Below are 12,201 nucleotides of genomic sequence, written 5' to 3'. Positions count from 1 at the left end.
GGGCCACTTCGCAGCCCAGCGGGAGCAAGCTCCCTCGCCACAAAAGCGTCACTTGGCTTTATTTCACTTAACCAACGGGTATCCCCATGTCTGCCCAAACACCCGATCCAACTGCCCGAAGCTACTTCGGCAGTTTCAACAAAAGCGCCGAAAGCGAGTTCATGGCGGAAACCGCCAGCGCGGCGTTGCAGGATTCGCCTCGGCGATCGCGGGTCACCGTGTGGCTGGCCGCCGGGCTGATCATCACCGGGTTGGTCTGGGCGAAGCTGGCGGTCTTGCAGGAAGTCACCACCGGCGAAGGCAAGGCGATTCCGTCGAGCAAAGTGCAGGTGATCCAGAACCTGGAAGGCGGCATCGTCACCGAGATTTTCGTGCGCGAAGGCCAGATGGTGAACAAGGGTGACACCCTGTTGCGCCTGGATGACACGCGGTTCCTGTCGAACAAGGGCGAAAGCGAAGCCGACCGCTACGCCTTGACCGCCCAGGTCGAACGGCTCTCGGCCGAGGCCGAGGGGCGCCCCTTCAAGCTGTCGGCCGAGGTGGCCAGCAAGGCCCCGCAAGTGGCCGAGGACGAACGCGCGCTGTACGAACAACGGCAACGGCGCCTGGCCAGCGAACAACGGACCCTGACCGAACAACTGCGGCAGAAGACCCAGGAACTGGCGGAGTTTCGCTCCAAGCAAAGCCAGTTCAGCTCTGCCCTGGCCTTGCTGCAAGAAGAAATGAACATGTCCGCGCCCTTGGTGAAGACCGGGGCCGTGTCGCCGGTGGAGATCCTGCGGCTCAAACGCAACGCGGTGGAAATCCGCGGCTCGCTCAACGCCACCACCCTGGCCATTCCCCGGGCCGAATCGGCGATCAATGAGATCAAGAGCAAGATCGACGAATCGGAACAGACCTTCCGCTCAGACGCGGCCAAGGACCTCAACGAAAAACGCACCGAGCTGTCGAAAATCACCGCCTCGAGCATCGCCATCGACGACCGCGTGTCCCGCACCACCGTGGTATCGCCGGTGCACGGGGTGATCAAGCAATTGAAGGTCAACACCATCGGCGGCGTGGTGCAGCCGGGCAGCGACATGGTGGAAATCGTGCCCTTGGAAGACAACCTGTTGATCGAAGCCAAGGTCCGTCCGCAGGACGTGGCATTCCTGCATCCGGGCCAGAAAGCCATGGTCAAGTTCAGCGCCTACGACTACACCATCTACGGCGGACTGAGCGCCCGCCTCGAACTGATCGGCGCCGACACCATCACCGACGACAAGGGCAACAGCTTCTACCTGATCCAGGTCCGCACCGACAAAAACCACTTGGGGGGTAACGTGAAGCCGTTGCTGATCATCCCGGGGATGGTGGCGACCGTGGACATCATCACCGGAGAGAAAAGCGTGCTGGACTACTTGCTCAAACCGGTACTGAAGGCGCGGACCGAGGCGATGCGCGAGCGGTAGTCTCTGGCTGGGATTATCTGTGGCCATTCGGGCCCCTTCGCGGGCAAGCCCGCTCCCACAGAGGCTCGGAGGCGCACCATCCATCCAGTGTGGGAGCGGGCTTGCCCGCGAAGGGGGCGGCAGGAACACGCACTATTTTTCAGCATGGTTGCGCCGAAACGTCTGCTCCCCCATCGCCGCAATCTGCCCTTCGATCAACGCCTCGAACGGCTTCAGCAACGGCTCGAAACTCGTCGGTGCCTCCAGTACCTGCAATGCCTGGACAATCGCCTCCACCGTCGACAGTGCCCCTGGCCCCGGTGCCTTGCGCAAGCGATAGCGGGACACCCCGCCGTCAGCCAGCGTCACCCTCGGCAGTGCCGCCAGCAATGGATTGAGGTGCAGCAACTTGCGCGCCTTGCGCCAGGTGCCGTCCGGCACCACCAACAGCAGTGGATCGTCGGACGCTGCATAAGCCTGCAACGGTTGCGCGACCTCGCCGGGAAACAGCAAGCGTGCCTGATACCCCGGCCGGTGGAGCAATTGCGGCAAGTCTTCGAACACTTCGCCCACGATCAGCTCGGCATTGTTCAGCCCCAGGGCCGCCAGCCGGGCGGTGTTCAAGGCGTGATTGACTTCGCTGGGATGCTGCAGCAGCAACACTCGGGTACGGCTGTCGAGGCTGGGAATCAGCGGGCACAGGCAATGGCTTTGTGGCCGGTGGCAACGCGGGCAATGGATTCGGGACATGGCGGCACCTCAGGCCTGGTTGAGCTGCGCCTTGAGCAGGTCGCGGAAGGTCTGGATCAAGGGTTCGCGGCTGCGGCCACGGCGCACGATCATCGAAAACGGCGCCTGGTAGCCAAAGGTGGCCGGCAGCAGCACCCGCAAATCGCCCTTGTCGACCCAGGCCTGGGCGTAATGCTCGGGCAAGTAACCGACATAGGCGCCGGACAACACCAGGATCAACTGCGCCTCCATGCTCTCCACCGTCGCCGCGCTGTGCTTGAAACCATGGCGGGCCAGTTCGGCCTGGCTCCAATACCCGCGTCCGACCATACGCTGCTGGGTAATGACTGGTTCGGGGATGCGCCGCTCGTGAAACAACGGGTGGCGATTGCTGCAATACAACCAATGCTGCTCGCGGTACAGCGGCATGTAGACCAGCCCGCTCATGCGCGTGGAAAACGCGCCGATGGCCAGGTCCAGGCGGTTGTCCTGCACACCGAGCTGCAGTTCATAAGGGCTCAGGACGGACAGATGCAGGTGCACCGCCGGATGCTCCTGGCTGTAGGCACCGATGGCCTCGGCGAATGGCAAGGCCTTGTCGCTGACGGTGGAGTCGATCACGCCCAGGTTCAGCGTGCCGCGCAGCTCCCCCTTGAGGGCCGCCGCATACTGTTCGAACCCTTCGAGCTCACCCAGCAGGCGCAGGGTTTCCTGGTGGAACAACTCGCCCTTGCTGGTCAGGCTGAACCCACCCCGCCCGCGATGACACAGCACCAGGCCCAGGGCCGACTCGAGCTGGCTCATGTAGGTGCTGATGGCCGATGTCGAAAGGTTGAGTTCGTGCTGGGCGTTGGCAAACCCCTGGTGCCGGACCACGCTGACGAAAATACGCAGCAGTTTCAGGTCGGGTAGAGCGTTGGCCATTGGGTTTCTCCGTACCGGCGTATCACTGCAAGACTGTGTGGCGAGGGGATTTATCCCCGCTGGGCTGCGAAGCAGCCCCAATACCATTTTCCTGACACACCGAGCTTTCAGGTTTTAGGGCCGCTTCGCGCCCCAGCGGGGATAAATCCCCTCGCCACAGAACCACACCCATCCAAACAGGGGGACCGTGCTGACGCGGAGTCTATCGCCCTACCCCACATTAGTTTAGAAAAATCTGAACTAAGTATTTGCCCCCAGCGATTTTTCAGCGCCACGGCTTTTCGCAGAATCGGCCCCTGATAAATAAAACAACGATGAGGCCCTACCCGTGGACAAGATTCTTCACCAGCCACTGGGCGGCAACGAAATGCCGCGCTTCGGCGGCATCGCCACCATGATGCGCCTTCCCCACGTGCCCACCGCCGCCGGCCTGGACGCTGCCTTCGTCGGCGTGCCGCTGGACATCGGCACCTCCCTGCGCGCCGGCACCCGTTTCGGGCCCCGCGAGATCCGCGCCGAATCGGTGATGGTCCGCCCCTACAACATGGCCACCGGCGCTGCGCCCTTCGACTCGCTGTCGGTCGCCGACATCGGCGACGTGGCAATCAACACCTTCAACCTGCTGGACGCGGTACGGATCATCGAAGAGTCGTACCACACCATCCTCGAACACGACGTCATCCCCCTGACCCTGGGCGGCGACCACACCATCACGCTGCCGATCCTGCGGGCCATCCACAAGAAACACGGAAAGGTCGGCCTGGTGCACATCGACGCCCACGCCGACGTGAACGACCACATGTTCGGCGAGAAGATCGCCCACGGCACCACGTTCCGCCGGGCCGTGGAAGAGGGCCTGCTCGATTGCGATCGCGTGGTGCAGATCGGCCTGCGCGCCCAGGGCTATACCGCCGATGACTTCAACTGGAGCCGCCGCCAGGGCTTTCGCGTGGTCCAGGCCGAAGAGTGCTGGCACCATTCCCTGGCGCCGCTGATGGCTGAAGTCCGGGAGAAGGTCGGGGGCGGCCCGGTGTACCTGAGCTTTGACATCGACGGCATCGACCCGGCCTGGGCCCCAGGCACCGGCACCCCGGAAATCGGCGGCCTGACCACCATCCAGGCGATCGAAATCGTGCGCGGCTGCCAGGGCCTCGACCTGGTCGGTTGCGATCTGGTAGAAGTCTCGCCGCCGTACGACACCACCGGCAATACCTCGCTGCTGGGCGCCAACCTGCTGTACGAGATGCTCTGCGTACTGCCTGGCGTGGCTCATCGCTGAGGGGCGCGCCATGAACGAACGCGAGCAAGTCCTGCTGGCCGCCGCCGAACTGGTGGCGGCCTTCGCCCGCAACGACCGCGAGGCTTACTTCGGCGCGTTCACCGCCGATGCGAGTTTCGTGTTCCACACCCTCGAACAGCCGTTGCTGTCACGCGATGCCTACCAGGCGTTGTGGGATCGCTGGCGGTCCGAGGATGGCTTCGAGGTGCTGGCGTGCACCTCGAGCAACGCCTTCGTCAGCCTGCAAGGTGACGTGGCGGTTTTCATCCATGACGTGGCCACCGAGCTGCGCTTGCAAGGGGAGCGACACTTTAGCCAGGAGCGCGAAACCATCCTGTTCCGCAAGCAGGAAGGACGCACACAAGAACAACAGGGCCTTTGGCTGGCCTGCCATGAACATTTGTCCGCCATGCCGGAAGGGCTGCCACCCCCTTAGCCAAACAGGCGACGTCCACCTTCGATGAACGCGCCTCGATGATCGGAGCAGATCATGCATAACAATAATGAAAACAGCCTTACGCAAATCGAAACCAACGGGGTCGAACAGATCCCGGACCACGAACGCACCGCCGGCCCGGGCGATCTGTTTCGCCTGATCTTCGGCGGCGCCAACACCTTCGCCACCGCCGTGCTGGGCAGTTTCCCGGTGCTGTTCGGCCTGTCGTTCCAGGCCGGGGCCTGGGCGATCGTCCTGGGGGTGTTGGTGGGTTCGATCATCCTCGCCCCCATGGGCCTGTTCGGCCCGCTCAACGGCACCAACAACGCGGTGTCCTCCGGTGCGCACTTCGGTGTGCATGGGCGGATCGTCGGTTCGTTCCTGTCGCTGCTGACCGCCATCGCGTTCTTCTCGTTGTCGGTGTGGAGCTCCGGAGATGCGTTGATCGGCGGCGCCAAGCGGCTGGCCGGCGTCCCGGAAACCGACCTGAGCCTGGGCCTGGCCTACGGCCTGTTCGCCCTGCTGGTGTTGACGGTGTGCATCTACGGCTTTCGCTTCATGCTGTGGGTCAACCGCGTGGCCGTATGGGCCGCCAGCCTGTTGTTCCTGCTGGGCATCGTGGCGTTCGCGCCAAGCTTCGACAGCCAGTTCGCAGGCACTGTCGGGCTTGGTCAACCGGGCTTCTGGGCGGCGTTCATCGGCGCGGCGCTGGTGGCCATGAGCAACCCGATTTCCTTCGGTGCGTTCCTCGGTGACTGGTCGCGTTACATCCCGAGCCACACCTCCAAGCGGCGCATCATGCTGGCGGTGATCGCCGCACAACTGGCCACCCTGATCCCGTTCCTGTTCGGCCTCGCCACCGCCACCATCGTGGCGATCAAGGCCCCGGACTACATCGCGGCGAACAACTACGTGGGCGGGCTGCTGGCGGTGTCGCCGAGCTGGTTCTTCCTGCCAGTGTGCCTGATCGCGGTGATTGGCGGCATGTCCACCGGCACCACGTCGCTGTATGGCACCGGGCTGGACATGTCCAGCGTGTTCCCACGGCTGTTGTCGCGGGTCAAGGCGACGTTGCTGATCGGCCTGCTGTCGATTGCCTTCATCTTCATCGGGCGCTTCGCCGCGAACCTGGTGCAGAGCGTGTCGACCTTCGCCGTGCTGATCATCACCTGCACCACCCCGTGGATGGTGATCATGATCATCGGCCTGCTGGTGCGACGCGGTTTCTACTGCCCCGACGATCTGCAAGTGTTCACCCGAGGCGAAACCGGCGGACGCTACTGGTTCAACCATGGCTGGAACTGGCGCGGCCTGGGGGCGTGGATCCCCAGCGCACTGGTCGGGCTGTGCTTCGTCAACCTGCCGGGGCAGTTCGTCGGCCCGTTGGGTGAACTGGCCGGTGGCATCGACATCAGCCTGCCGGTGACCCTGGGCCTGGCGTCGGTGGTGTACCTGGTGTTGCTTGGGCTGTTCGCCGAGCCGGCGGCGGTGTATGGGCCGCAGGATCCGCGTAGCAAAAACCAGCCGAGCACAGAACCTGTGGCGAGGGGATTTATCCCCGCTGGAGCGCGCAGCGCTCCCAAACCCTGACACCTCGGTGTGCCAGCCAGATTGAGTTGACTATTTTGGGGCTGCTTCGCAGCCCAACGGGGATGAATCCCCTCGCCACAAGGGCATCACTCATCCCGACCTTCCTATAAAAAGACAATCGGAGACTCGCCACCATGGCTTTGGACTTAATCGTCGTTCTTCTCTACGCCACGGGCATGATCGCCCTGGGCTGGTATGGCATGCGTCGCGCCAAGACCCGCGACGACTACCTGGTCGCCGGACGCAACCTCGGCCCGGGCTTCTACCTGGGCACCATGGCCGCGACGGTCCTGGGCGGCGCGTCCACCATCGGCACCGTGCGCCTGGGCTATGTCCATGGGATTTCCGGCTTCTGGCTGTGCGGCGCCATCGGCCTGGGCATCGTCGGCCTGAGCCTGTTTCTGGCCAAGCCGCTGCTCAAACTCAAGATCTACACCGTGACCCAGGTGCTGGAGCGCCGCTACAACCCGGCCGCGCGTCACGCCAGTGCGCTGATCATGCTGGTGTATGCGTTGATGATCGGCGCCACCTCGACCATCGCCATCGGCACGGTGATGCAAGTGCTGTTCGGCCTGCCCTTCTGGGTCTCGATCCTGGTGGGCGGTGGCGTGGTGGTGCTGTACTCCACCATCGGCGGCATGTGGTCGCTGACCCTCACCGACATCGTGCAGTTTCTGATCATGACCATCGGCCTGGTGTTCCTGCTGATGCCGATGTCCATCGTCGACGCCGGCGGTTGGGATGCGATGGTGGCGAAACTGCCGGCCAGTTACTTCGATTTCACCGCCATTGGCTGGGACACCATCCTTACCTACTTCCTGATCTACTTCTTCGGGATTTTCATCGGCCAGGACATCTGGCAGCGGGTGTTCACCGCTCGCAGCGAAGGCGTGGCGAAAGTGGCCGGCACCGCCGCCGGCCTATATTGTGTGCTCTACGGCCTGGCCGGGGCATTGATCGGCATGGCCGCCAAGGTGTTGCTGCCGGACCTTGCCAACGTCAACAACGCCTTTGCCAGCGTGGTCCAGACCAGCCTGCCCAATGGAATTCGCGGGCTGGTGGTCGCCGCTGCCCTGGCGGCCTTGATGTCCACCGCCGCAGCCGGCCTGCTCGCGGCGTCCACCACGGTGGTGCAGGACCTGTTGCCACGTTTGCGCCAGGGCCGTGAAGGCGGCAGCGGCGATGTCCACGAGAACCGCATCGCCACCCTGCTGATGGGGGCATTGGTGTTGGTTATCGCCCTGGTGGTCAGTGACGTCATCAGCGCCCTGACCCTGGCCTATAACCTGTTAGTGGGCGGCATGTTGATCCCGTTGATTGGCGCCATCTACTGGAAACGCGCCACCACCGCCGGCGCGATCAGCAGCATGTCGCTGGGCTTCCTGACGGCGTTGTTCTTCATGGTCAAGGACGGCCTGGACGCCAACACGCCGATCTACTACAGCCTGAGCGTGGCGCTGGTGAGTTTTGTGGTGGTAAGCCTGTTGTCGCCACGAGCGAATGCGGTGGCGAAGATGGTCTGATAATCGGTAAACGACTGTGGGAGCGAGCCTGCTCACGATGGCGGCGTATCAGCCACCACTTATGCTGCTGATACAACGCATTCGCGAGCAGGCTCGCTCCCACAAAAACCGACCTGACAGCTAATCAGCGGCGGCGCGGCTGGCGGCGGCGTTGCTCGTCATCGGTACGGATCGGGACCGGCTGCATCGGCGGTTCGATCAAGCCAAGCGCAACACCCAGGTCGTGAAGCCAGTTCTGGATTTTCTCTTTCATCGTGGTGCCCCCTCAGGGTAATACGAGCGGCAGAATGCTATGGCCCCTTCGCTCTGATAATAGTCCGATGTGTTACGCAATGCTCGTTTCAGTTTGCAATGATCTGTTACTGAATTGATCCAAATCCCACGCCCGGAGTTCAAGCCGATCGAGCCGTCACGGCAGGCACGCGCGGCCAGGCCTGTTGTTGCAATTCAATCCAGGCATTCAGGTTGGCGCCCACCATGCCCTTACGCCACATCAGCCAGGTCGTGGCGCTGGCAAACGGCTCGGCCAACGGGTGCACCGTCACCCGCTCGCGGCCCGGCATGCTGGCCAGCATCGACTCGGACAACAACGCCACCCCGGAGCCAGCGATTACGCACGCCAGCATCCCCTGGTAAGACTCGATCTCCATCGCCCGCCCCATGGTCGCGTGGTCATGGGCAAACCAGGCTTCCAGGCGCATGCGGTACGAACAGCCCCGGCGAAACGTGAACACCGAGCGCCCCTGGACATCCAGCGCACTGCGCACCGGCGGGTGATCGGCCTCGGTGATCACCACCAGCCGCTCGTCGCACAGCGGCACGCCGTCCAGCCCCGCCAGCTCCAGCGGGCCATCCACCAGCGCGGCATCAAGGCGCCCGGTGAGCAAGCCTTCGAGCAGTTCGCCGCTGGGCCCGGACTGCACCTGCAGGTTCACCGCCGGGTAAGTACGGTGATAAGCGGCCAGAAGGTCCGGCAAGTGAATCGCCGCGGTGCTGTACATCGTGCCCAACACAAAATCCCCGGCCGGTTGCCCACCCTGCACCGCCGCGTGGGCTTCGTCGTGCAGGGCAAAAAGCTTGCTCGCATAGTCCAGCAGGACTTTTCCCGCCGGTGACAACTGCAAGCGCTGACGCTCGCGCAAGAAAAGATCCACCCCCAGCTGTTCTTCCAGCTGCTTGAGCCGGGTCGAGAGGTTCGACGGCACCCGGTGCAAGCGTTCGGCCGCCCGGGTGATGGATCCTTCCTCGGCCACGGCCTGGAAAATCCGCAATTGGCTGAACTCCACAACATTCTCTAAAAAAGAACAAGTTACTCACTATTATTCATTTTTAATGAAAGTCAATCGGTTCTAGCCTGACGGTCATTCGCCTCGACGCTGGAGAACGACATGTCACCTCTCACTCGCCTGCTCGGCAGCTTCATCGCCTTGATGATGGCCATGGGCATTGGTCGCTTTGCCCTGACGCCCCAGTTACCTCATCTCATCGGCGAGGGCCAGGTCGACTTGACCGCCGCCGGTCTGATTGCCGCCGCCAACTACCTGGGTTACTTCCTCGGCGCGCTGGATGCGATGTTCGCCCGTCGTGCGGAACAGGTGAGGCGCCGGTTGCTCGGCGGCCTGTGGCTGTGCGTGCTGCTGACGCTGGCGTCGTTCTGGGCCTGGGGCTTCTGGCCGCACCTGGCGCTGCGTTTCGGCACGGGCGTGGCGAGTGCCTGGGTGCTGGTGATGATCACGGCCTTGAGCCAGCCCTTGGCCGCGGCGGCCGGACGCCCTCGCCTCGGCGCCCTGGTGTTTGCCGGCCCAGGCCTGGGGATTGCGCTGACCGGCTTGCTCGCCCTGGGCTCGAACCTGCTGGGCCAGGCCTCCGCCACCCTATGGCTGGTCTACGCCGGCGTGGCGTTGGCGATGCTGCTCGGAATCCTGCCGATCCTGCCGCAGCCCGCCGCAACCGCCGCCGTCGCAGCGCCGCCCCGCCATTCACCCAGCCGTGGCATTGCCCGCCTTGGTGTGGTGTACGCCCTCTACGGCGTGGGCTACATCATCCCGGCCACGTTTTTGTCGCAAATGGCCTCGGCCCAATTCCACGGGCAATGGCAGGCTGACCTGTTCTGGCCCAGCTTTGGCCTGGCCGCCGCGCTGGGCGTGCTGCTGGTCAGCCTGCGTCGCCCGGACCCGAACACCACCGGTCGCTGGTTGATCGGCACGCTCTGGCTGCAGGCCGCCGGGGTGTTCGCCTGCCTGCTGGGCAGCGGCTTGGGGCTGGCACTGGGGGTCCTCCTGTGTGGCGCGCCGTTCCTGGCTTGCATGCAACTGGTGATGCTGCGCTCGCGGGAACTGGCTCCCCACGCCACCCAGCGCAACGCCGGGTTGCTGACCGCCAGCTTTGCCGTGGGCCAGCTCAGCGGCCCACTGCTCGCGGCACTGAGCAGTCATTTCAGCGGTGGGTTGCAACCGGCACTGATCATCGCCGGCAGCGGCCTGGTGCTGGCCGGCGGGCTGTTGCTGCGGCCCGCCAGCCAGGCTGCGGCGAGCCCCTGCCCTCGCACCATCCTGCGTTGATCAAGCCTGGCCGGCCGGGTTGAGCGAGGGACCGCGCTGCAGGATCGACTCGCGCCGCGCCAGGGCGAAGTACAGCGCGCCCCCAAGCAGGCAACCGGTGAACCAGGCAAAGTTGGCCATCGGTTGCAGCACCGGCGTAAAGGTAATCGCCGCCCCCACTAGCGTCGCCGCGATCATGGCCTTGACCGCCGTCCAGTTAATGCCGCCGCTGTAGTAATAACGCCCGCTCGGCCCGTCATTGAACAGCGCATCCACATCGATGTGCTGTTTTTTGATCAGGTAGTAGTCCGCCAGCAGAATGCCGAACAACGGGCCAATGAACGCCGCCAGCACGTCCAGGGTGTAGTGGATCACCTCCGGGTTGTTGAACAGGTTCCACGGCGTGATGAAAATCGAGGCCACGGCGGCAATCATCCCGCCCGCGCGCCAACTGATCTTGCTCGGCGCGACGTTGGCGAAGTCAAACGCGGGAGACACGAAGTTGGCGACGATGTTGATGCCGATGGTCGCGGTGACGAAGGCAAAGGCCCCCAGCAGCACAGCCACGTCGTTGTCGATGCGCGCCACGGTGGCGATCGGGTCGTGGAGCATTTCGCCGAACACGGGCAGGGTCCCGGAAACAATCACTACCGTGACCAGGGAGAACGCCAGGAAATTCACCGGCAGCCCCCAGAAATTGCCTCGGCGCACGTCAGACATGCTCCGGCAATAACGGCTGAAATCGCCAAAATTGAGGGTCGGACCGGAAAAGTACGACACCACCAGCGCCGTCGCCACGATCACCTGGCCGACCGCCTGCCAGCCCGACAAGGACTTTTCCGCCAGCGTGAAGCTGATGTTGCTCCAACCGGCCTTCCACACGATCCAGCCGGCCAACAGGAACATCACCGCATAGACCACTGGCCCGGCCCAGTCGATGAACCGGCGGATCGAGTCCATCCCGGTCCAGAACACCAACGCCTGGACGCACCAAAGACCGAGGAAACCGAACCAGCCCAGGTAGGACAGGCCGGCAAACTGCGGCTCGGCGTAGGCTTGCATCGAAGGAAAGAACCGCAGCACCACGATGATCAGCGCGCTGGAAGCCAGGTAGGTCTGGATGCCATACCAGGCCACGGCAATCAAACCGCGGATGACCGCCGGAATGTTCGCCCCGAAGACCCCGAACGCCAGCCGACAGATCACCGGGTACGGCACCGCCGCCTGCTGGCTCGGCCTGGCGACCAGGTTGGCGATCAACTGCACGATGCAAATCCCGCCCAGCAAGGCAATCAACACCTGCCAACTGGCCAGGCCCAACGCGAACAGGCTGGCGGCAAAGACGTAGCCACCCACGCTGTGCACATCGCTCATCCAGAACGCGAAGATGTTGTACCAATTCCATTTCTGCGGCAGCGGGCCCAGGTCCTCGTTGTAGAGGCGCGGGCTGTAGCCGTTGGGCAATTGCTTGGACATTGCGGGGCTCCTTTTGAGTACCGCCGTGCTCCCGCATCAACCTGCTCACCATACTGCGCACGGGAGCCGGCATGGTTTGTATACGAAGCGCTACGCAGAATGCGTGCCATAGGGAGAAGATGTGCGACAAAACGCGGTGTACAGCGAAGAATGCAACCGTCCAGACAAGTGCCTACGCCCACGAACAGGGCGTGGGTGCATGCTAAAGGTGCAGTTTTTTGTATACAGCGAAGATCTCGTGATGAGGGAGCTTGCTCCCGCTGGGCTGCGAAGC

At 63.6% G+C, this 12,201-nt stretch carries 11 protein-coding genes; 6 read left to right on the top strand and 5 right to left on the bottom strand.

Annotated elements, in window-relative coordinates; translation table 11 throughout:
• Positions 1–86 precede the first annotated feature (86 nt).
• On the top strand, positions 87–1,451 hold the full coding sequence (locus KI241_RS07165; RefSeq protein WP_042732844.1) for an HlyD family type I secretion periplasmic adaptor subunit: 1,365 nt from the start codon (positions 87–89) through the stop codon (positions 1,449–1,451).
• A 132-nt stretch (positions 1,452–1,583) separates the two neighbouring features.
• Here the strand turns inward: KI241_RS07165 and KI241_RS07160 are convergent, their stop codons facing one another.
• Together KI241_RS07160 and KI241_RS07155 are read right to left on the bottom strand one after the other, a co-directional pair.
• Positions 1,584–2,180, bottom strand: a complete 597-nt coding sequence (locus KI241_RS07160; RefSeq protein ID WP_047737696.1) for a DTW domain-containing protein — start codon at positions 2,178–2,180, stop codon at positions 1,584–1,586.
• A 9-nt stretch (positions 2,181–2,189) separates the two neighbouring features.
• Positions 2,190–3,083 carry a LysR family transcriptional regulator gene (locus tag KI241_RS07155; RefSeq protein ID WP_047737698.1) on the bottom strand — a complete coding sequence of 298 codons (894 nt, stop codon included), beginning with the start codon at positions 3,081–3,083 and terminating at the stop codon, positions 2,190–2,192.
• Between the two features lie 328 nt (positions 3,084–3,411).
• Between KI241_RS07155 and speB the strand changes: the two genes are divergently transcribed.
• The 4 genes from speB to KI241_RS07135 all read left to right on the top strand — a co-directional run bounded on the left by speB (position 3,412) and on the right by KI241_RS07135 (position 7,911).
• A complete protein-coding gene (speB, locus tag KI241_RS07150; RefSeq protein WP_212803510.1) occupies positions 3,412–4,362 on the top strand; it encodes an agmatinase in 951 nt (316 codons plus the stop codon).
• Positions 4,363–4,372: 10 nt separating this feature from the next.
• Complete coding sequence (locus tag KI241_RS07145) at positions 4,373–4,798, top strand: nuclear transport factor 2 family protein (RefSeq protein WP_042732846.1); 426 nt, start codon at positions 4,373–4,375, stop codon at positions 4,796–4,798.
• Positions 4,799–4,849: 51 nt separating this feature from the next.
• Positions 4,850–6,388 (top strand): cytosine permease, encoded by a 1,539-nt coding sequence (locus tag KI241_RS07140; protein ID WP_244868283.1) that lies wholly within the window; start codon positions 4,850–4,852, stop codon positions 6,386–6,388.
• Between the two features lie 134 nt (positions 6,389–6,522).
• Positions 6,523–7,911, top strand: coding sequence for a sodium:solute symporter (locus tag KI241_RS07135; RefSeq protein ID WP_042732951.1), 1,389 nt, complete (start codon positions 6,523–6,525; stop codon positions 7,909–7,911).
• A gap of 124 nt (positions 7,912–8,035) precedes the next feature.
• On the opposite strand, the gene KI241_RS27965 is transcribed toward KI241_RS07135, so the two are convergent.
• Together KI241_RS27965 and KI241_RS07130 are read right to left on the bottom strand one after the other, a co-directional pair.
• Positions 8,036–8,164, bottom strand: coding sequence for a PA1414 family protein (locus KI241_RS27965; protein WP_003198971.1), 129 nt, complete (start codon positions 8,162–8,164; stop codon positions 8,036–8,038).
• A 139-nt stretch (positions 8,165–8,303) separates the two neighbouring features.
• Positions 8,304–9,197, bottom strand: coding sequence for a LysR family transcriptional regulator (locus KI241_RS07130; protein WP_047737706.1), 894 nt, complete (start codon positions 9,195–9,197; stop codon positions 8,304–8,306).
• Between the two features lie 102 nt (positions 9,198–9,299).
• Between KI241_RS07130 and KI241_RS07125 the strand changes: the two genes are divergently transcribed.
• The gene (locus KI241_RS07125) at positions 9,300–10,472 is read left to right on the top strand and encodes a YbfB/YjiJ family MFS transporter (protein WP_212803508.1); all 1,173 of its coding nucleotides are present in this window, start codon (positions 9,300–9,302) and stop codon (positions 10,470–10,472) included.
• On the opposite strand, the gene KI241_RS07120 is transcribed toward KI241_RS07125, so the two are convergent.
• On the bottom strand, positions 10,473–11,927 hold the full coding sequence (locus KI241_RS07120) for an NCS1 family nucleobase:cation symporter-1 (protein ID WP_212803507.1): 1,455 nt from the start codon (positions 11,925–11,927) through the stop codon (positions 10,473–10,475).
• Positions 11,928–12,201 lie beyond the last annotated feature (274 nt).

It is taken from the genome of Pseudomonas sp. Cab53 (assembly GCF_018325965.1).
Taxonomy (GTDB): Bacteria; Pseudomonadota; Gammaproteobacteria; order Pseudomonadales; family Pseudomonadaceae; genus Aquipseudomonas; species Aquipseudomonas chlororaphis_E.
The sequence above is the reverse complement of the archived record's forward strand: the minus strand, read 5'-3'. Positions and strand labels throughout refer to the sequence as shown.

Coding starts and splice junctions, on each gene's coding strand:
- KI241_RS07165 (WP_042732844.1), top strand. CDS start 87: ATGTCTGCCCAAACACCCGATCCAACTGCCCGAAGCTACTTCGGCAGT.
- KI241_RS07160 (WP_047737696.1), bottom strand. CDS start 2,180: ATGTCCCGAATCCATTGCCCGCGTTGCCACCGGCCACAAAGCCATTGC.
- KI241_RS07155 (WP_047737698.1), bottom strand. CDS start 3,083: ATGGCCAACGCTCTACCCGACCTGAAACTGCTGCGTATTTTCGTCAGC.
- KI241_RS07145 (WP_042732846.1), top strand. CDS start 4,373: ATGAACGAACGCGAGCAAGTCCTGCTGGCCGCCGCCGAACTGGTGGCG.
- KI241_RS07135 (WP_042732951.1), top strand. CDS start 6,523: ATGGCTTTGGACTTAATCGTCGTTCTTCTCTACGCCACGGGCATGATC.
- KI241_RS27965 (WP_003198971.1), bottom strand. CDS start 8,164: ATGAAAGAGAAAATCCAGAACTGGCTTCACGACCTGGGTGTTGCGCTT.
- KI241_RS07125 (WP_212803508.1), top strand. CDS start 9,300: ATGTCACCTCTCACTCGCCTGCTCGGCAGCTTCATCGCCTTGATGATG.
- KI241_RS07120 (WP_212803507.1), bottom strand. CDS start 11,927: ATGTCCAAGCAATTGCCCAACGGCTACAGCCCGCGCCTCTACAACGAG.